We start from the raw sequence: 18,548 nt of genomic DNA on the forward strand, positions 1-18,548 counted from the left end.
TTAAAGCGAAAGTCAGTGCGTAGGGTTACAGGATCAGCGTGTAGATCAAGTGATAAACGAGGAACCCGATGACCATCGAGATGGGAATCGTAATGACCCAGGTCATGATCATCGTAGTGACGACGCCCCAGTTGATCGAACGAGCGCGAATGGCGGTTCCCGTCCCGATAATGGACGAGGTTACGACGTGCGTGGTGGAGAGCGGAAGCCCGAAATGCGTACCCACGGAGAGCACCGTCGCCGACGTTAAGTCGGAGGCGAAGCCGTTCATCGGCTCGATCTTGATGATCTTGCTGCCGACGGTCTGGATGATCTTCCAGCCGCCTACTGAGGTTCCCAGCCCCATCGCCGTAGCCGCAGCCAGCTTGACCCACAACGGAATGTGGTCGGTGACCTGCAAATAATCTCCCGATACGAGCGCGAAGAAGATGATCCCCATTGCCTTTTGGGCGTCGTTCATGCCGTGGGACAGTGCTTGCCAGCCGGCAGAGAGAATCTGCATGCTGCGGAAGCCTTTGTTGATCGTCCCGGGCGAGGTTTTGCCGAACCAGCGGAGAAGCTGGCGAATCATCTTCAGAACGAAGAAACCGGCCACGAACGCAATGAGAGGGGACAGCAGAAGCCCGCTCATGATCTTCCCGAAGCCTGCCCAGTGAACTTCATTCACCCCGGCGCCCGCGATGACCGCACCGACCAAGGAGCCGATCAGAGTGTGGGACGAAGACGAGGGAATGCCGAAGTACCAGGTCAACAGGTTCCAGAAGATCATCGAGATGAGAGCCGCGGTGACGATGGCAATGCCGTTGTCCAGATGGCCGGGATCTGCGATCCCCTTGCCGATGCTGTGCGCCACCCCTTCTGCGATGATCGCACCGACGAAGTTCAGAATGGCTGCATAGAAAATGGCCACCCGAGGCTTGAGCGCCTTGGTGGAGACGGAGGTGGCGATGGCGTTGGCTGTGTCGTGAAAGCCGTTGATGAAGTCAAACAGCAGCGCCAGGATGACGATGATGACGATCGAAGTCACGTGGTTCCTCCTAATTATGGGTAATGGACGGTAACGAGCCCCCGCCGAATGACCGATCAGCAGTTTGTCGAGCATAAACCTTCCATGCAAAGGCATGTTATGGCTAATGGCAACATGAAAAATAATATCACAATCGCCGACAAATGTTGAGGAAATTTTAAGGCGCTTCTGCCAAGAAAGCGCTTTAAAGATTGAACAATTGTTTTATTTTTGTCGGAGGGGCTATTCATTATCCATTCGTTAGGAGGGATATTCCATGTGGAAGCGGACCATTCTCACCGAGCTGCTGGGGCTTGACTGCCCCATTGTTCAAGCCGGAATGGGGCATATCGCCGGGCCGGAGCTCGCTGCAGAGGTCTCGCGAGCCGGGGGACTCGGGACCCTCGGCGCGGAAGGCCTCCCTTCTGAGGAACTGCGAGAGAGGATTCGGACGCTTCGTCGGCGAACCGAAAGCCCCTTCGCGGTCAATGTCCACGTTCCGACACCCGAATCCGGTTCTCCACCGGACGAAGAAGCGCTTCGTAGAACGATGATGGGCTTGGCAGAAGCCCGGCAGGAGCTTGGGCTCCCTGACAGCCGGGAAGAACCAGTCGAGCTCGCCCAGGAGCGACAGAGGCGCAACCGTCTTCACGAGGAGCAGTTGGCTGTGCTCCTCCAGGAGCGGGTGCCGGTCGTCAGCTTTACCGGCGGCATCCTCGACAATGAGTGGATCGACCAGCTGAAGAGGGCTGGCATCTTGCTGATCGGAACCGCGACGACCGTGTCCGAGGGGGCTCACCTGGAGCACCAGGGCGTCGATCTCGTCGTCGCCCAAGGCAGCGAGGCCGGCGGAGAGCGCGGCACCTTCCTCGGCGCGGCAGAGCAAGCGGCCGTCGGGACGATGGCGCTCGTGCCGATGCTGGCCGACATCCTGCACGTGCCGGTCATCGCTGCCGGCGGCATCATGGACGGCCGCGGAATCGCCGCGGCGTTGGTCCTGGGTGCCCAGGGGGTGCAGCTGGGCACCGCTTTCCTCGCGTGCCGGGAGAGCGAGGCCTCCCGCCGCACGAAGGAGCTGGTGCTCTCCAGCATGGAGGAGAGCACCGTACTCACGCGCGCGTACACCGGGCGGCTCACGCGCGCGCTGCGCAACCACTTCGTCGCCCATGGGTCGGGCGGCGAAGACAGGATTGCCTCCTGGCCGTACCAGGAGGCGCTGACCCGAACCATCCGGGAGGCGGCGGAAGAGCAGGAACGGCCGGATTACATGGCCGTCTATGCGGGGCAAGCCTCCCGGCTGGGCACCGACGAGCTGCCCGCCGCCGATCGGCTGGCGCAGCTCGTGAGCGAGACGGACGCCGCCTTCACGCGGCTCCGGGAGCTGGCGGGCCCGGCGAACACCGGTGAAGGGCCGGGCGAAGCCTAAGGTGGACGAAGCTTCGTCCGATGCTACGGATGAAGCAGGCAATAGCCCCAAAAAACAAAAACCCGGGAGCCTCAGGGCTCCCGGGTTTGCTTTAAGTGGATAGCGTTCATGATGCGGACGATATCGAATGCGATGCGGACCAGGCCGATTATGCAGCTACGTTTGGCTGCGCGCCCTAGTCCACCTGGCTTCGACGGCGGGCAATGCCTTCTTCGTAAGCCGCATACAGAACGGCTTGGCGGACCTTCTCCGCCACAGACGCGTTGAAGGCGCTCGGGATAATGCAGGTTTCGGACAATTCCTCGTCCGAAACGGAGGCTGCGATCGCGCGGGCGGCGGCAAGCTTCATTCCTTCCGTCACCCGTTCCGCCCGGCAGTCCAACACGCCGCGGAACAAACCCGGGAAGCAGAGCACATTGTTGATCTGGTTCGGGTAATCGGAGCGCCCCGTTGCCATGACGCGGACATAGCCATCCGCCTCCTCCGGCGTGATCTCCGGGTTCGGGTTCGCCATCGCGAAGACGATCGCGTCCTTCGCCATCCGGCTGACGTCCTCTCGCTTGAGGAGCCCCGGCGCCGAGACGCCGACAAAGATGTCCGCTCCGGCGATTACCTCCGACAGCGTTCCCTCTTCCAGCTCCGGGTTCGTCCGGGACGCATAGAGGTTCCAGGCTTCGTTCGCATAGGACCTGGAACGAACGAGTGCGCCTTGGCGGTCCACCCCGATGATGCGGGTGACGCCTGCCGACAGCAGGATATTCGTGCAGGCCGTACCAGCTGCGCCTACTCCGGAGACGATGACCTTGCACGCAGACAGCTCCTTGCCGACCAGCTTAACGGCATTGAGGATCCCCGCAAGCATGACGACAGCCGTTCCGTGTTGGTCGTCGTGGAAGACCGGAATGTCCAGCTCCTCTACGAGTCGCCGCTCGATCTCAAAGCAGCGGGGTGCCGAGATGTCCTCGAGGTTGATGCCTCCAAAGGCGGGAGCGAGCTGCTTCACGGCCTTAATGATCTCCTCGGTATCCTGCGTGTCCAGGCAGATCGGGAAGGCGTCCACGCCGCCAAGCTGCTTGAACAGCATGGCCTTGCCTTCCATGACCGGCATCGCTGCAAGCGGGCCGATGTTGCCGAGGCCAAGCACAGCCGAGCCGTCGGAGACGACCGCCACGGTGTTCCGCTTGATCGTCAGGCTGTGCGCCCGCTCCGGCTCCTCGTGGATGGCCATGCAGACCCGAGCGACGCCCGGCGTGTACACCTTGGCGAGGTCATCGCGGTCGCGGACCACTATCTTGGGCAGCGTCTCCAGCTTGCCTCCCAGGTGCATACGGAATGTCTCGTCATACACCTCGAGCATCCGCACACCCGCAAGCGCTCGAACCGCCGTCTCGATGCGGTCTACGTCCTCCGCGCGGGTTACATCAATCGTGAGCTCGTACAAGCCCGTACACTCGTGAGCGCGGCTCGTTTCCACCTGAGAAACCTCCCCGCCTGCTTCCCCAATCGCGGCGGCAAGCCGGCCGAATCCGCCCTTCTCGCGAGTCATTTCGACTCGCAGGGTGATCGAAGGCAGCACTGCGGCGGCCCGGTTGGCCTCTTTTTGCAAGAGACTGATGGCCGGTCTCCCCGCTTCGCCGTCCTTCTGCTCCTCGCCTGCCGCCGCCGGACGTGACGGGTCCTGCCGGTAGGCCTCTTCCCTCTCCAGCCATTCGCTCGATCTCTTCGCCATGGTTAATCCTTCCCCAGTTATCCGTTTTGCTGTTCGGATTTCTCTTTTTCCTTGCGGTAGCATTTGCGGCAGAGCGGACGGTACTTGTCGTTGCCGCCGATATCTAATTGTTCGCCGGTGAAGACGGCCTTCTCTCCCTGGAACCGGGTATTGAAGCGCGCCTTGCTGTTGCAGTACCAGCAGACGGTTTTGATCTCCTCAATGCGGTCCGCGAGTTCCAGAAGCCGCTTGCTTCCTTCAAACATTTTGCCCTGAAAATCGGTCATCAGCCCGTAGGCAATGACGGGAATGTTCAACTGGTCGACGATCTCTGCCATCCGGTCAATCTGATGGGTCGTTGCGAATTGCGCCTCGTCGATCACGACGCAATCCGGCATCGCCTCCTTCACCCGCTCGACCATGTGCTCGTCCAGGAGCAGCGCTTCGCGTTGAAAGCCCACCCTCGACGTCACCTTGCCGATTCCGTGCCGGGTATCCACGACGGAGGTGAAGATCAAAACGGACTTGCCTTGCTCCTCGTAGTTGTTGGCGATCTTGAGGATGTCCATCGACTTGCCGCTGTTCATCGTTCCGTAACGGTAATAGAGCTTAGCCAAGGTGTGATAATTCCTTTCCCTCAATTTGCCGGTTACCGGCATCCCCCCAAAATTCTTCCCTATTGTACTCCGACCCCGACCGAAAAGAAATAACCTTTGTCCCCAACCTTTATGGAAATTCCTTGTCTCTTTTCGGCTTTGGCTGGATGGAAAGGCTTTCGTACGACCCCTACCCGCTTTTCGAAAAAATGTCACCGCATGGAACGCTCCTGGTGTGGTATGGTAATACTATTGCTTTCAAATGCTTTCAATAAATCATTCGATTTCGACGGGATGTGGATGGCATGGCGCCAAAGAATCGCTTTGCAACTCCCCTAACGGATTTCATCGCAGAGGAAGTGTGCCGCCTCCGACTATCGGAGTCCCCGCTCCCGATTCCCCTGTATGCTGACTCCCGAATCCAGCTCCAAGACCAAATAAAACCTTCAACCCGGTTGAAGGTTTTTTGTTTCCTTATGGAAAGAAGTTTATAGGAGGGAAAAATCTTGTCCAGTCCGTCTGCCCATCCAGCCAAAAAAATAAGCTCCGCCATCTGGGGAGCCTGGATCAGCCTGATCAGCAACTTGGCCTTAACCGGCATCAAGCTCGGCGTCGGCGTTCTCTTCAACAGCCAGGTTTTGGTTGCCGACGGCGTCCACAACGCAGGGGATGTCATTGCCTCGGGAGCGGCGCTGAGCTCGATGCGCATCTCCAACCGGCCCGCTGACGAGGATCATCCATACGGTCACGGAAAGGCCGAGGTGCTTGGCGCGGCCCTGGTCGCCGTCATCCTCGCCATCGCTTCACTCTACATGGCCGTTCATTCCGTTGAGATGCTCTTTGAGGAACCGGCAGCTCCTCACGTGCTACCGCTCATCGCGGCCATCGTATCGCTCATCTGGAAGTTTCTGCTCTACGTCTACACCATCCGCATCGGCCGGGAAAGCGGAAGCCAAGGGCTGATCGCTACCGCCAACGACCATCTGGCTGATGTCTATGCCTCCGCCGCCGCTGTCCTCGGCATCCTGCTCTCACTCATCGGAGAATGGACGGGCACCTCGTACCTGGCTTACGGCGACCCGATCTCCGGGATCATCGTCTCCCTTCTCGTCATGAAGCTCGCCTACACGATGGGCCGCGAGTCGCTCGACGTGCTGATGGAGCACAGCGTGGACCTGGCTATCTTGAAGGAATACAACGAAGCGGTCCTCACCGTGCCGGAGGTCAAGCGCATCGATCGCCTGCGCGGGCGGAATCACGGCCACTACATCATCGTGGACATCCGCGTCTCCATTTCCGGCACCCTGACCATTCAGCAGGGTCACGACATCAGCCGCACCATCAAAAAAGCGATCATAACCGCTCACCCCGACGTTGGCGAAGTGCTCGTTCACCTGAACCCTTGGTATCCAGAGGATAAGGCGTAACGGCGAAGCTTTTGGCTTTTCATACGCTAGTAGATCCGCCGTACAATCTCTTCGAACTCCGGCTCGGAGGTTTCGACGTCCTCCACATCTCCCCATTCGCTCACGGCTCGCAGAACCTCCATCGCCGTGACCTCGCTGCGGTTGCATTCCACCGTCAGCTGCCGTCCCTCCCATTTGCGAATGCGAAAAGGTGCCCCCGCGAGATCTGCAGCAGATTCCTCCACGCTGGCTCTGAGCGGCGTCAAGCCTACCGCCGCAGACTCCGGCACGTTCGGTTCCCTCTGGAATCGGATGCGGATCACAGTGGGAAGCCCGATCCGCTCCCGCAGCTCGGGGATCGTGCCGTCGTAGCGGAGCATGCCGTCGTTGATCACCAGCACGCGGCTGCAAAGCCGCTCGATGTCATCCATGTCGTGCGTGGTGAGCAGCACCGTCTTGCCGTATTCTCGATTGAGCGTCCGCAGGAAGCCGCGGATGCTCTCTTTGGCATTGGCATCGAGCCCGATCGTCGGCTCGTCCAGGAAGAGGATGTCGGGATCGTGCAGCATCGCCGCTGCCAGATCCGCCCTCATCCGCTGCCCGAGCGAAAGCTTGCGCACCGGGGTATCAAGGAACGAGCTCATCTCCAGGAGCTCGATCATCTCCCCTTCCCGCTTGCGCCGGGCGGCTGCGGGCACGCTGTACATGGCGCCCAGCAGCTCGAACGACTCCTTCACGGGCAGGTCCCACCAGAGCTGGCTCCGGTGCCCGAAGACCACCCCGAGCCGCCGTGCAACCTTGCGCCTTTCCTTGTGCGGGTTCATCCCGCCGATGGTGACGAGCCCGGAGGTCGGGCGCAAGATGCCGGTCAGCATCTTGATCGTCGTCGACTTCCCCGCTCCGTTCGGTCCGATGTACCCGGCGAATTCCCCCTCCGGCAGCGTGAAGCTGATGCCGTTTACCGCCTCCTTCACCCGATAGTCTCGGGCAAAGAGGCTGCGAATCCCGGCGAAGGGTCCTTCCTTCGCCACAGGAGTCCGAAATTGCTTATGGATATCGACTGCTTCAATCATGTTGATCCCTCCCTTGGATTACGAATCGGCCTTGCTTCTCTTCAATAAGATAAGTGGAGGCAGCAGGCTGACCGTCAGCTTCCGGTGCTCTGGTAGCGCGAGGCTCCCACTCGCCAGAAGGCGAGCACTCCCGCAAGACACAGGAGGGCAACCGCAGTGGTAGCGACAAGCAGCCACGGTCCATACTCGTGCCGCAGCACGTAGAGAGACGGCACATAGTTGGCGAAGGCTACCGGGATGAACGTGAAAAAGATCGACCGAAGCCAGCCTGGATAGAGGGTTAGCGGATACTGCGCCGCGCTGCGGGCTGCGTCCTCCGTCAGCGTCTGCAGCACTTCTACCTTCGTGAGCCAGAAGCCGAAAGTCGACGTGGTGAGCCCAATTGCAAACAGGATCATAGCCCCGGTCAGAATGATCCACAGCGTGAGCGGAATGGCGATCCACCCGACCTGTCCCTGCTGAAGGAGCATGACAAGACATACGGCGAGAATGCCGCCTCCCTGAATCGTCTCCCCAAGCATGATGCGGAAATTCTGTGACATCAGCGCAAGAAGTAGCGGCAGCGGACGTGTGAGCAGCTGATCCAGCTCACCGTTCACCAGATAGCGGTCCAGGTTATGAACGTCATTGGCAAAGCTGCGATAGATCACTTTGGACAAGCTGATGACCGCATAGAGATAGCCCACCTCGTAGAGCGACCAGCCCTGAATGCCGTCAAATCGCACGAGAACGACCGCCACCATGAGAAACTCGGAGACGTTCACCAGTGTGGCGAGCAGCGTCGACAGCCAGAAATTGAATCGGTATTGCATGCGGCTGCGGATGCTGGCCCGGATCAGCATGACGTACAGGCGAACAAGGTTCATCCTCCCTGCACCTCCACCCGTTGCCTCGCCAGCCAAGTGACCATGGCGCAGACCAGGCTGAACCCGACGCACCAGACGAGCCCGCCTGTGAGAACGGATGCTGATTCGTGGCCGAGGTAGATTTTGACCGGATGATATTGCAGATAGGGGTAGAAGGAATGCAGGCTGATCGCCCGAAGCCAGGAGGGCAGCCACTCCACGGGAACGAAGAAGCCCGAGAGCAGCATCAGGAAGGCATAATTCAACCAGTGAAACCAGCCGGATTCCGTTGTCCATAAGGCCAGGACCCCGACGAGGTACTGAATGCAGATCGCGAGATAGGCGCCGATCGCCAGAGCCGCGAAGGTTCCGGCATAGGTACTGAACTGTGTGGGAAAAGAAAAGGAAAAGACAATGGCGTAGATGAGGTAGATGGGGAGAAACTTGTAGACGAATTGGTAGGCAACCTGCCCCCATTCGCGCAAGGCCGTCTGGTAAAAGAGGCTGACGGGCCGCATCAGATCGAGTGCGATCTGCCCGGTCCTCACCCGCTGGGGAATGCCCAGACCGAAGGTTGCGAAGCCGGTCACCCACAAAGCCGCCTGGTTAAAGCCGACGTAGTGGATCATGCCGGTCACCCCATAGCCCTCCAGCTCGTGGGTGGCCCCGATGCCCATCCAGATGAAGATGTACATGAAGCCGAAGAGGGAGCTCGCCAGGTTGTGGACGAGATGAGAGCCCCGGTACTGCAAGTTGACTCGATACGCTTTGCGCACGAGCACAGGGAACAGCATGAACAGCACCTCCAGGATTTGAGTTACACGCAAAAGGGAACAGCTTAGAAGCTGCAAGGAAAGTAGGATCCGCTTTTGCTGACAAAAGCTCCACGGTTTAGGGAGTTTTTCAGCAATTTAGCGGTACTTATTTCGTTGCCGTCTCTTGCATGGCGGCTCGTCTTACGCCCTTTTCCAACAAAACGACAGGGCGGCGAAACCGTGCGTACACTTTCAAATCTTGCAGACCAAACGCACATTCGGTGAAAATGCGAGAGCTCTCAATAATAGCAAAGGTTCCCTGCCTTGGCAATGAGAAAAGTACAGCGTTATCGATGCTTCCTCGCAAAGGATCGTCCCGGAATGCAAAAAGACTCTCTTCCGAGGGAGAGAGTCTTTCGATATGGAGAGGTTATAACCCGAGATAGCCATCAGATCATTACGGCTTTCCCGCCTCCTGCGGCGAAGAGTTGCCGCTCGCCTTGAACGAACTCCGCGCTTGTCGAACCGAGCTCAAGGTCGCATCCGGCGGAAGCTCCCCCATGCGAGTCTTCGCCGCACCGATTCGCTGGGAGAGGTAGATGCCGGTATGCCCCGAGAAAAGGTAGCTGACCGCGCAGGCCAGGAACAGGTAGGGCAAAAAGCCGGTGCCGAACAGCTCGATGCCCATGATGAAGCAGGCCAGCGGCGTGTTAGCCGCCCCGCTGAACACCGCGACGAAGCCGAGGGCGGCCAGAAGCGGCACCGACACGCCCAGCACCCCGGCAAGCGTGCTGCCGAGCGTTGAGCCGATGACGAAGAGCGGCGTCACCTCGCCGCCTTGAAAGCCTGCGCCCAGCGTGAGCGAGGTGTACAAGCTCTTCCAAAGGAAGGCGAAGGTCGGCGCCTCGCCCTGAAAAGCCTGTCCGATCAGCGGCAAGCCGAGGCCGAGGTAGTCCCGTGTTCCGCCGAGATAGACGAGGGCGATCACGATCACTCCGCCTGCGAAGCTTTTGAGCGGAGCATAGGGAAAGAGCCGCGTGTACTGAGCCTTGAGCCAGCGCGTGGACTCGCTGAAGAACCACCCGGCCAAGCCGAAGGCCACGGAAGCGAGCGTGACCTTGAGCAGCAGCTCACCGCTCAGCGCAGGCGCCAGGTCGAGGTGATAGTCATGGTGGCGAATGCCCCATGCGCGCGTGACGAGGTCGCCGGTGAGGCTCGCGATGAAGCAGGGCAGGAGGCCCTCCGAGCGCAGCAGCCCGATGGCGAGCACCTCCATGCCGAAGACCGCGCCGGCCAGCGGGGTTCCGAAGACGGCGCCAAAGCCGCTCGCGATGCCGCACATCAGAATGAGCCGCCGGTCGGCCGCATCTAAGCGCGCAAGCTTGCCCACGCCTTCCGCCAGGCTTCCGCCCATTTGCACGGCGGTGCCTTCCCGTCCGACTGAACCGCCGGTAAGGTGGGTCAGCACCGTGCCGATGAATACCAGCGGCGCCATTCGCAGCGGCACGCGGCCCTCCGCCCCGTGGATTTGGTCAAGGATGAGGTTGTTGCCTTTGGCGGACTCCTTCCCGAATCGCACATACAGGAAGCTTATCCCGGCTCCGACAACCGGCAGCAGCCAGAGGAGCCAAGGGTGTGCAAGACGAGCATCGGTTGCTTGATCCAGCAGCTCCAGGAAGAGCGCCGCTGCCGAACCGGCGAAACTGCCGACGATTCCTCCAAGCACCAGCCACTTCAAGAGGAAGCCTCCTGCTGCTAGAGGCCCCCTCTCCTTCCACCTTCCCATCAAGGCAAGCTCCGGTCTTCTCCAGCGTCTCTCCATCTTCTCCATCTTCTCCATCTCCCATGAACGGCGGGACCACTCCCGCAAAATAAACAGACTCCTACCAGCTGCAAATCAAGCTGGTAGGAGTCATCAGCCCTCGTGCGGGCGGTTATGGCGAACTCCATCGCCTTTTGTTTCCATTTGAGAATACGGCAGTTTATACGGGTTGTCAATCTGCGTTTAGGAAGAGGTTGCCTGTCTACTCCTCGTGTTTTACATAGACAACCGAATCCTTCTCGATGTCCTCTGCATTCACACGTTCAAGAATATTGACGCCGATGGACAGGCTGCCCCAGATGGAGAATGACACCTGAACATCCTTTACGGTGAATTCAAAATCCGTTTCATTGCGATTGGCAACTACGATCGTGGACCCTACAGGAATTTTGATGGTGGCAGGGATGTACTTAGGATCATCGTTCTCGATCTTGACCAGCAATACCATGCCTCGGCCCGGGATATCCACGACGTCCACTATTCTCATTTCCTCCATAAGATCATCCCCCCTTCCCCACAGGAAGATGCCGGGAGAGCCCTTTTCCGCCCTCGTAAAAGGAAGAGCAGGAAGGGAGGACCCAGGGCGACGAGCAGCAGAATTCCCCATCCGAGATCTCCCCATCCTGCCACTCCGTCGGTTAGGCATCGATACAGGACATAGTAGGAATAGGGCAGAACAAGGCCGACTGCCGTCCCGACTCCCGGCGTATACCCTTTGAAGTAGATAGACTGAAAGACGTGCGTGAATACATGCAGGAAGAAGATCGCCATCAGCCCGAGAAAAGGCCAGATCCAGGGGGAAAACACGGCCAGAAAGGTCGCTCCCGTTATGAGACTAAACACATACAAAACATCTTGGGCGAACCGATGCGTCGTTGTGTGAAAGGACGGACCGAACACTCTTTGCATCCTGATCGGCATCTGAGGAAGGCGATCCCGGTACTGCGCCCCCCACTTCTCCACGGTCAAAATCTCTTCAAAATCATGAAACAGGAACAACACCGGAAACATCCACACCAGATCGGTCCATGAGACTGTTGCGAATTGAAGGGTCATGATTTCTCTCCTTCCTTCGGAAGGACACCGCTCAGAAACATTCGGGCAACCTGCCGGCTGAGTTCTTCCTTGCTTCTCTCGCCGCTCAGAAGGTATCCATAGGTAAGCTGCTCCACAGCCGCCACCAACGAATAGGCGACGATCTCCGGGTCGATCTCCTCATGGACGATACCGCGAGCCTGATTGCCTCGCAGATTGACTTCCACCTGCTTGGCAAGGATCGTCCGAAGCCGTTCTCCCGATGGTCCCTGCAGGGCAATGCGCGTCAAGTTAGCGTTCTCCCCCAAGAGCGAGAACACCTGCGCCAAAGCCCCTGCAGAGAACTCTTCCAACGATCGATCCAGGTGATGGGGCGCCTCCTTACCGGCATCCCCCAGAGCCGCAAGCTTTTGCTCGAACCGGTCGAGCAGCTCGGTCAACAGCTCCTCCTTGCTCGCGAAATGCAGATAAAAAGAAGCTTGCGTCACTCCGGCCCCGGAGACAATCTGGCTGACAGTAGCCGCATGGTACCCTTTTGCAGCAAACAAGGTCTCCGCCGAAGCCACCAATCGCGCTCGGGTCGCTTCTCCCTTTGGCCCCGCCATATTGGTCCCTCTCTTCGATAAATATATAACTAATTAGTTAGTTATCTCATTATACCACTCTGCCCTGCCGATTGTGAACCCTTCCTTCTGGCGTTATACCGAAATACCTGCACACCTTATTTGCATGATTTCGTACTTGGACCGCAAGGAATCCGAAGACCAAAAGTTGAATAAGAAGGCTATACTTCAAAGGGAGTGACGACATCCATGGAATGCTTGGGCTGCAGAATTGCGAATGGCATTGAACCCAACTTGAACATCGTTTATGAAAACGAGCTGCTTACGTGTGTGCTTGATATCGCTCCGTTTCAGGAAGGACATCTGCTCATCCTTCCCAAACGCCATTACAAGGATGTCGAAGAGCTGGAGCCGCAGACGGCCTATGCGATCATGGATGCATCCATGAAGCTCTCGGTTGTCTTGAAGAGTTTGTTTGCACCGGATGGGATTAGCATTTGTCAAAATGGAGGGAAATTCAACGACCTTAACCATTACCATATGCATCTCATACCCCGGTACGAAGGGGACGGATTTAGCTGGAGTGAGCCCTTGCATCCGCACGGTGCGGAATTGCGATTAGGCGAAACCAAGGAAAAGATGATAAGGGCAATAAATAAAGAGGGAAAAAGTCGATCCTGACTTCTTCCCTCTTCGTTCTACTCTACCGGAATCGTATAGAACGTCCGATTGCCCTTCATGTCGGCGTACCAAACGACCTTATCTCCAGACAAAACCGGATTGCAATCGGATAGTGCAAAATACGGAGCGGTCTGGATGGCTCCGAGCGCCGTCCCTTCCCCATTCACGTAGACATACTTCAGGCTGCCGATCCGGCCCTCTCGATCAAACTCCTGCCACAGCACCATTAGCTTGTCGTCTGTCAGCTTGACCAGCTTTGGAATCGAAGTCGTCTTGTCGCTTCCGACATAGCGGGCCAGCGTGACCGTCTTTGCACCCGTCATGCTGTTTCGGGGCAGCAGGGCCAGCAGAATGTCTCTCTGGTCCAAGTCCAGGCCGACCAGTTCATAGGAGGTGTAGCTCTTCACCTTCGAATGATCCACCGAATTCATCGCGACGATATAATGGCTGGCCGACAGCTCGAAGCCGCCGAGCGAGACACCGGTGGCATTGGCTCCGATCGCGCCGGGAATCTTGAACAAATCGGCTTCGGTATACTGAGATCCGCTGCCTTTATGCAACACGATGGAACGTGGATACGCATCGCCATGGTCCACCAGCACATGAGAGCTGCCGTCAAACTGAACATATTGATCGAAGGAATGGCTTACGTGGTTCTTTTGAAATTTGCCCAGGTCGTTCACGACCTTCATGGTCGAGGTATCCACGATAATGGTGAGCTGAGACTGATGGTTCAGTCCATCCTCGGACGTATATCGTTCCCGGGAAGTATGGAACACCAGCTTATTGCCGCTCTCTGCCATACGCCCTGAACCCGCATCGAACGGGATCACCGTGTAGCTGGGTCCCCCTTTGATCGAGACACTGTCGATTCGGTTGAAGCTCTTGTCGTACCGCACGATGCGGATGACTTCCTTTTCGTCGTTCTCTTCCTTGTTTTTCTGTCCGAAGGCGACGTAGTTATACTTCTCTCCACTGTAAAAGGCCCCGAACAAGGGAAGCTCAAACGGTAAGCTCTTTTGGCCAACCAGCTTGTAGCCGGCATCATACGTTTCGATCGTCAGTTTGTCGGATGCTTCGATGACACTTATCGTTCCATCCTGGTTTTGGATGAGATTCGATTTGACCTGACTTTGCCAGCGGGGAAGCTCGCTCTCGACCACGTTGGATTCGGAGGCAGTGAAAGCCGTCTTCGCTCGATAAGCATGCTCCGGCACCTGAGAATAGACCGCGATTCGATCCTCCTTGCTGTCATATTCGACCTCAAAAGGGATTCGGGTCGCCAGGTCACGCAGTTGAAAATAAGTGCTCCCCTCAATGGTGTACGCGAGAATCTCTTGCTTCGTCCCATTGATGATGACCTTGGAGGTGGAGCGGACCGCACGATAAGATTCAGACGGATAGTAGGAGGGGATCTCCTCTGATTCATCGGAGAAGTATGCCTTCCCCGTCACAATCTCGATGGCGTTCTCCTTACCGTTCCACGTTACGTCGAATTGGCTGGTGGTTTCCGATAGATTGCGGGCCAGGTCACGAAGGCGGTAATAATTGTTGCCCTTGATGTTGAACCCGGCGCTCTCCTTCCACTCTCCGTCAAAGGACGTGCTGCTTGTCGTTACTCGTGCCTGTACGCTGTCGCTCGCATGAGCAGTCGAGCCCACACCTGTTGCGATCAACAAAAAGGCCATGACCAAATGAAGCGTTCTTTTCATCATTTCCGTTCCTCCTGCCGATTCTCTTTCCTCCGTGATTCGACAACCTTCCAGCCTATTCCTGCCCGAACGGGCCAAACAAGAGCCAACAAAGGCCAAAACAACCCAAGATAAAAAGCCTGCACAACGACCTGTGCAGGCTCTTCATCCAACCGCGCCAAAAGGGTTACCCTCTCGGAGAGGCGCAGGTAAGGCTCTATCTCATCTATTGTTCTCTGCCCATTCTACCGATTCGGCAGCAAGCTGTTGAAGAACAAGCGCTCCATCGCATCCATCCGCCGATGGTAATCCTCTTCCTCACCGCCTGCGACAAATTGCAGGGCGATCCCGTCACGCATCGCCCAGAACAAGGCCGCGAGCTCCGCCGGATTCGCGTCCGCTCGGAATTCGCCCGACCCGACGCCTTCTTCCACGATCGCAGCAAGGAAGCCTTCCGCGTAGGCGCTTTGTCGCTCCAGCTCGCCGCGGCGGTCGGTACGACGCGCCGAATCGAGCCAGAATTCCAGGTAGAAGGCAAGCAGCCGCTTGAGCTCCGGCAGAGGCTGCTCGCGGAACGCCCGGATGACCTGCCGCAGCTTATCCTCTGCGCTGTCCTCCGGACGAAACCGCCGCTTCATCCCGTTCAGCGAATGCTGAATGCGCTCCTCCATCACCTGGTTGTACAGCTCTTCCTTACCGGAAAAATAAAGGTAGACGGCCCCTTTGCTCACGCCGAGCCGGGCGGCGATGTCATCGACCGTGGTGGAGCCGTAGCCTTTTTCCGAGAAGCAGTGAAGAGCAGCATCGAGAATGGCCTGTCTTCTCTCTTCCTTGTATGCATCGGACACCTTGGGCGACATGACCGCTCTCCTACTTCAGGTTTTCCGGGTTGAGGATGTCAAGCTCCGGCACGACGAAACGACCGTCCTTGCGGATCAAACGATCATCAAACCAGATCTCGCCTCCGCCGTACTCCGGACGTTGGATACAGACCATGTCCCAGTGGATCGCGGATTTGTTGCCGTTGTATGCCGCGTCGTAGCATTGGCCCGGGGTAAAGTGGAAGCTGCCGTCGATCTTTTCATCGAACAGCGTGTCCTTCATCGGGTGTTGAATGTAAGGGTGGAAGCCAAAGGAGAATTCGCCGACGTAGCGGGCGCCTTCGTCCGTATCGAAAATTTTGTTGATCCGCTCGGTGTCGTTCGCTTCCGCCTTCACGATCTTGCCGTTCTCGAAGGTCAGCTTTACGTTCTCGAACGTAAAGCCCTGGTAAGGCGACGGGGTGTTGTAGGACAGCACGCCGTTAACTGAATCGCGAACCGGAGCGCTGTATACTTCTCCGTCCGGAATGTTGCGCTTGCCGCAGCATTTGACGGCGCCGATGTTTTTGATCGAGAAGGTCAGATCGGTTCCGGGGCCGACAATGCGCACCTTGTCCGTCTTCTTCATGAGGTCCTCGAGCGGGTCCATCGCCTTTTCCATCTTGCGATAGTCCAGCGTGCAGACGTCAAAGTAGAAGTCCTCAAACTCCTCCGTGCTCTTGCCGGCGAGCTGGGCCATGGCCGGAGTCGGGTAACGCAGAATTACCCACTTGGTCCGCTTGACGCGGTTTTCACTGTGAACCTTGTGGCTGTACAGCGCTTGATAGTTCTTCATCTGCTCGGCCGGAACATCCGCCATCTCATAGCTGTTGCTGCCGCCGCGAATGCCGATATAAGCTTGCATCTGGCTCATCATGTAGTTGTCGATGTCCGACCAGGTGTTGATTTGGTCCTCCGTGGAATCGAGAACGAGCGCACGAGTCACCTGCGGGTCGCGGATCGCCACGAACGGGTTGCCTTTGGCCGCATGGACCGCCTTCACAACCTCCTGCACAAGGGCGTTGTCGATGCCGATTGCTTCGATTAGCACATTTTCACCCGGTTGAACCGAGGTTGAGTAGTTGACCAAGAGGTCGGCAAGCTTGGTGAGACGAGGGTCTTTCATCACGAATCGCTCTCCTTCATAAAAGTAGGGTTCCGAAGCGTCGGCCGCTTTCGGTAGTCTTTGCGAAAACTGACCGACCAGTCATGTTAAATTATCTCACAACTCAAAGGGCTTTTCAAGGGAATCGACGGGAGCTCCAAAGTCATGCCCTTGGACAAAGTTCAACCTTCGTAAACATTTGGCCGGCCCTATGCCCGTTGCTCGCGTTATAATGGCTAGAGTGTGCATAAAAGTCATGCTGCAAGCTGAATTTCGATTGGAATGGAAAAGAGGCTTCTTCAGTGGGCAAGCGAAAGATTTATCTATTCTTAGTGTTGGCTAATTTGTTCTGGGCAGGAAATTATGTATTCGGCAAGCTGGTGGTGGCAGAGCTGTCACCCGTTCAGATGACGTTCTGCCGTTGGGCGATTGCGATATGCTTGCTGTTTCCGATTGCGCAGATCGCGGAGAAGCCGGATTGGCGCGCGGTCTGGAGGAAGTGGCCATTGCTCCTGCTGATGGGATTGCTCGGGGTCATTGGCTACAACTTTCTTCTTTACGAGGCATTGCGCTTCACGACCTCGCTCAATGCTTCCTTAGTCAATGCAATGAATCCCGCGTTGATCGTGCTGGGCGCTGCCCTCTTCCTTAAAGAGCGGCTTACGGTTTCATCCGTAGCGGGGCTCTTGGTCTCTCTCGTCGGAGTGTTACTGGTCCTGACCAAAGGATCTCCCGCATTGATCCTCCAGATGGCTTACAATACGGGAGACTTGATCATGTTGGCCGCCATTTCCGTTTGGACAGCCTACTCCCTGTTGGGCAGGAGGACCCGGGGGATTCCGCCGATTACCGCTACTGCCGTATCCGCTCTTCTGGGTCTTACCGTGCTCCTGCCTTTTTTCCTGGCCTCCGGCAACCCGTTCCCCTTGAGCGGCAAGGCGGTCATCGGCATCCTCTATATCGGACTGTTCCCTTCAGTCGCGTCATTTATTTTTTGGAATGCCGGGATTCGAAAGGTTGGGGCTAGCCGCTCAGGCGTCTATATGAATCTGATTACCGTGTTTACAGCTGTCTTGAGCGTCCTCATGGGGAACGCCATCGAGAACTCTCAAATCGTTGGGGGGCTCCTTGTATTCGCTGGTGTCTATCTGACTACATTCGGCTGTTCAAACCAAGAGACACCCGCCGTACACGCCCATCAAAAAGAGGCACCTTAGGGAAGGTGCCTCTCCTGGTCAGGCCTGTCATTTCTTCTTCAATGGCTATTCTCCCGCGGTCAAGGGAGGTCGATGAGCATGAACAAGCTGTCCTCCGCCGCTTCCAGTGCCAGCTCGGTTGTCTCCGTCACGCGCGCCTCATCCCTCCTGGCCAGCTTCTCCCCATCGTTCAGCAGGAGCGCCCCTTCCAGGACAAACAGATAGATACGCCGGCCTTCCGGCTGAGTGAAGGTAAGCGGCTGCCCCTTGGTCAAACGAGAAAGGTATATGGTCATGTCCTGATGAATGGCTGCCACACCGGGTGCCGGGTGCTTGGACACGACCGGCAGGAGAGCACCTTTCAGCTTTTCAAGGTCATAGTCGCTGGCTTCATAAGAAGGCTCAAGCCCGCGCGTCTGTGGCTCGAACCACATCTGCAGCAGCTTAGCGGTCTCGGCACCGGGATTCATCTCCGAGTGAACGACTCCCGTGCCCGCACTCATTCGCTGAACCTGGCCAAACCCGGTGATGGCGGTCTGCCCCGTACTGTCCTGGTGCTTCAGCTTTCCCTCCAACACGATCGTGACGATCTCCATCTCACGGTGAGGGTGAGGAGCAAAGCCGCGATGTCCGTCGATCGAATCGTCATTCAAAACGCGCATCGGGCCGAATTCCATGTTATGCGGGTCATAATAATCCGCGAAGGAAAAGCTATAAGAGGTCTTTAACCAACCGTGGTCTGCCTGGTACCGATCTTGCGCTCGCCGAATGGTAATCATG

Annotated in this window: 18 protein-coding genes and 1 riboswitch; of the genes, 4 read left to right on the forward strand and 14 right to left on the reverse strand. The window is 57.4% G+C overall.

Features of this window, described 5'->3' with window-relative positions; genetic code table 11:
• Positions 1–25: 25 nt before the first annotated feature.
• On the reverse strand, positions 26–1,027 hold the full coding sequence (locus AAFN83_RS13880) for an inorganic phosphate transporter (protein WP_347770339.1): 1,002 nt from the start codon (positions 1,025–1,027) through the stop codon (positions 26–28).
• Positions 1,028–1,346: 319 nt separating this feature from the next.
• Here AAFN83_RS13880 and AAFN83_RS13885 point away from each other — a divergent pair, with 319 nt between their 5' ends.
• Positions 1,347–2,432, forward strand: a complete 1,086-nt coding sequence (locus AAFN83_RS13885; RefSeq protein WP_347770753.1) for an NAD(P)H-dependent flavin oxidoreductase — start codon at positions 1,347–1,349, stop codon at positions 2,430–2,432.
• Positions 2,433–2,607: 175 nt separating this feature from the next.
• Here AAFN83_RS13885 and AAFN83_RS13890 read toward each other — a convergent pair whose 3' ends face one another.
• Positions 2,608–3,978: an NAD-dependent malic enzyme gene (locus AAFN83_RS13890; RefSeq protein WP_347770754.1), complete on the reverse strand. Its 1,371-nt coding sequence runs from the start codon at positions 3,976–3,978 to the stop codon at positions 2,608–2,610.
• 200 nt (positions 3,979–4,178) lie between these two features.
• A complete protein-coding gene (locus AAFN83_RS13895; RefSeq protein WP_347770341.1) occupies positions 4,179–4,757 on the reverse strand; it encodes a thymidine kinase in 579 nt (192 codons plus the stop codon).
• A 485-nt stretch (positions 4,758–5,242) separates the two neighbouring features.
• Between AAFN83_RS13895 and AAFN83_RS13900 the strand changes: the two genes are divergently transcribed.
• Positions 5,243–6,163: a cation diffusion facilitator family transporter gene (locus AAFN83_RS13900; protein ID WP_347770343.1), complete on the forward strand. Its 921-nt coding sequence runs from the start codon at positions 5,243–5,245 to the stop codon at positions 6,161–6,163.
• Positions 6,164–6,189: 26 nt separating this feature from the next.
• Here the strand turns inward: AAFN83_RS13900 and AAFN83_RS13905 are convergent, their stop codons facing one another.
• The 7 genes from AAFN83_RS13905 to AAFN83_RS13935 form a co-directional block, all read right to left on the reverse strand.
• Entirely contained in the window at positions 6,190–7,215 is a 1,026-nt protein-coding gene (locus AAFN83_RS13905; protein WP_347770345.1) for an ABC transporter ATP-binding protein, read from the reverse strand.
• Between the two features lie 74 nt (positions 7,216–7,289).
• Positions 7,290–8,081 (reverse strand): ABC transporter permease, encoded by a 792-nt coding sequence (locus tag AAFN83_RS13910; protein ID WP_347770347.1) that lies wholly within the window; start codon positions 8,079–8,081, stop codon positions 7,290–7,292.
• Entirely contained in the window at positions 8,078–8,854 is a 777-nt protein-coding gene (locus AAFN83_RS13915; RefSeq protein ID WP_347770349.1) for an ABC transporter permease, read from the reverse strand. Before AAFN83_RS13915 ends, AAFN83_RS13910 begins: the two co-directional genes overlap by 4 nt.
• 418 nt (positions 8,855–9,272) lie before the next feature.
• The gene (locus tag AAFN83_RS13920) at positions 9,273–10,601 is read right to left on the reverse strand and encodes a voltage-gated chloride channel family protein (RefSeq protein ID WP_347770756.1); all 1,329 of its coding nucleotides are present in this window, start codon (positions 10,599–10,601) and stop codon (positions 9,273–9,275) included.
• Positions 10,602–10,714: 113 nt separating this feature from the next.
• Positions 10,715–10,778, reverse strand: a riboswitch (Fluoride riboswitch).
• A 61-nt stretch (positions 10,779–10,839) separates the two neighbouring features.
• Entirely contained in the window at positions 10,840–11,133 is a 294-nt protein-coding gene (locus tag AAFN83_RS13925; protein ID WP_347770351.1) for a hypothetical protein, read from the reverse strand.
• Positions 11,121–11,693, reverse strand: a complete 573-nt coding sequence (locus tag AAFN83_RS13930) for an HXXEE domain-containing protein (protein ID WP_347770353.1) — start codon at positions 11,691–11,693, stop codon at positions 11,121–11,123. The genes AAFN83_RS13925 and AAFN83_RS13930 overlap by 13 nt, the downstream gene beginning before the upstream one ends.
• Positions 11,690–12,277, reverse strand: a complete 588-nt coding sequence (locus AAFN83_RS13935; protein WP_347770355.1) for a TetR/AcrR family transcriptional regulator — start codon at positions 12,275–12,277, stop codon at positions 11,690–11,692. Before AAFN83_RS13935 ends, AAFN83_RS13930 begins: the two co-directional genes overlap by 4 nt.
• Before the next feature lie 207 nt (positions 12,278–12,484).
• Between AAFN83_RS13935 and AAFN83_RS13940 the strand changes: the two genes are divergently transcribed.
• Complete coding sequence (locus AAFN83_RS13940; protein ID WP_347770357.1) at positions 12,485–12,916, forward strand: HIT family protein; 432 nt, start codon at positions 12,485–12,487, stop codon at positions 12,914–12,916.
• Positions 12,917–12,933: 17 nt separating this feature from the next.
• On the opposite strand, the gene AAFN83_RS13945 is transcribed toward AAFN83_RS13940, so the two are convergent.
• From AAFN83_RS13945 to AAFN83_RS13955, 3 genes are all read right to left on the reverse strand, one after another.
• Entirely contained in the window at positions 12,934–14,631 is a 1,698-nt protein-coding gene (locus AAFN83_RS13945) for a hypothetical protein (protein ID WP_347770359.1), read from the reverse strand.
• A 221-nt stretch (positions 14,632–14,852) separates the two neighbouring features.
• A complete protein-coding gene (locus AAFN83_RS13950; RefSeq protein ID WP_347770361.1) occupies positions 14,853–15,467 on the reverse strand; it encodes a TetR/AcrR family transcriptional regulator in 615 nt (204 codons plus the stop codon).
• Positions 15,468–15,477: 10 nt separating this feature from the next.
• Entirely contained in the window at positions 15,478–16,593 is a 1,116-nt protein-coding gene (locus AAFN83_RS13955) for an aminopeptidase (protein WP_347770363.1), read from the reverse strand.
• Positions 16,594–16,874: 281 nt separating this feature from the next.
• On the opposite strand from AAFN83_RS13955, the gene AAFN83_RS13960 reads away from it, so the two are divergent.
• Positions 16,875–17,789 carry a DMT family transporter gene (locus AAFN83_RS13960; RefSeq protein ID WP_347770365.1) on the forward strand — a complete coding sequence of 305 codons (915 nt, stop codon included), beginning with the start codon at positions 16,875–16,877 and terminating at the stop codon, positions 17,787–17,789.
• Positions 17,790–17,848: 59 nt separating this feature from the next.
• Here the strand turns inward: AAFN83_RS13960 and AAFN83_RS13965 are convergent, their stop codons facing one another.
• Positions 17,849–18,547 carry a pirin family protein gene (locus AAFN83_RS13965; protein ID WP_347770367.1) on the reverse strand — a complete coding sequence of 233 codons (699 nt, stop codon included), beginning with the start codon at positions 18,545–18,547 and terminating at the stop codon, positions 17,849–17,851.
• Between the last annotated feature and the right edge of the window lies 1 nt (position 18,548).

Origin of the sequence: Gorillibacterium sp. CAU 1737 (genome assembly GCF_039888655.1) — a bacterium.
In the GTDB taxonomy this organism is placed as follows: domain Bacteria; phylum Bacillota; class Bacilli; order Paenibacillales; family NBRC-103111; genus Gorillibacterium.

What these genes read in the sequence shown, in the direction of transcription:
- AAFN83_RS13890 (WP_347770754.1), bottom strand. Translation starts at nt 3,978, where the DNA reads ATGACTCGCGAGAAGGGCGGATTCGGCCGGCTTGCCGCCGCGATTGGG.
- AAFN83_RS13945 (WP_347770359.1), bottom strand. Translation starts at nt 14,631, where the DNA reads ATGATGAAAAGAACGCTTCATTTGGTCATGGCCTTTTTGTTGATCGCA.
- AAFN83_RS13885 (WP_347770753.1), top strand. Translation starts at nt 1,347, where the DNA reads ATGGGGCATATCGCCGGGCCGGAGCTCGCTGCAGAGGTCTCGCGAGCC.
- AAFN83_RS13915 (WP_347770349.1), bottom strand. Translation starts at nt 8,854, where the DNA reads ATGCTGTTCCCTGTGCTCGTGCGCAAAGCGTATCGAGTCAACTTGCAG.
- AAFN83_RS13920 (WP_347770756.1), bottom strand. Translation starts at nt 10,601, where the DNA reads ATGGGAAGGTGGAAGGAGAGGGGGCCTCTAGCAGCAGGAGGCTTCCTC.
- AAFN83_RS13930 (WP_347770353.1), bottom strand. Translation starts at nt 11,693, where the DNA reads ATGACCCTTCAATTCGCAACAGTCTCATGGACCGATCTGGTGTGGATG.
- AAFN83_RS13935 (WP_347770355.1), bottom strand. Translation starts at nt 12,277, where the DNA reads ATGGCGGGGCCAAAGGGAGAAGCGACCCGAGCGCGATTGGTGGCTTCG.
- AAFN83_RS13905 (WP_347770345.1), bottom strand. Translation starts at nt 7,215, where the DNA reads ATGATTGAAGCAGTCGATATCCATAAGCAATTTCGGACTCCTGTGGCG.
- AAFN83_RS13925 (WP_347770351.1), bottom strand. Translation starts at nt 11,133, where the DNA reads ATGGAGGAAATGAGAATAGTGGACGTCGTGGATATCCCGGGCCGAGGC.
- AAFN83_RS13910 (WP_347770347.1), bottom strand. Translation starts at nt 8,081, where the DNA reads ATGAACCTTGTTCGCCTGTACGTCATGCTGATCCGGGCCAGCATCCGC.
- AAFN83_RS13965 (WP_347770367.1), bottom strand. Translation starts at nt 18,547, where the DNA reads ATGATTACCATTCGGCGAGCGCAAGATCGGTACCAGGCAGACCACGGT.
- AAFN83_RS13950 (WP_347770361.1), bottom strand. Translation starts at nt 15,467, where the DNA reads ATGTCGCCCAAGGTGTCCGATGCATACAAGGAAGAGAGAAGACAGGCC.
- AAFN83_RS13955 (WP_347770363.1), bottom strand. Translation starts at nt 16,593, where the DNA reads ATGAAAGACCCTCGTCTCACCAAGCTTGCCGACCTCTTGGTCAACTAC.
- AAFN83_RS13940 (WP_347770357.1), top strand. Translation starts at nt 12,485, where the DNA reads ATGGAATGCTTGGGCTGCAGAATTGCGAATGGCATTGAACCCAACTTG.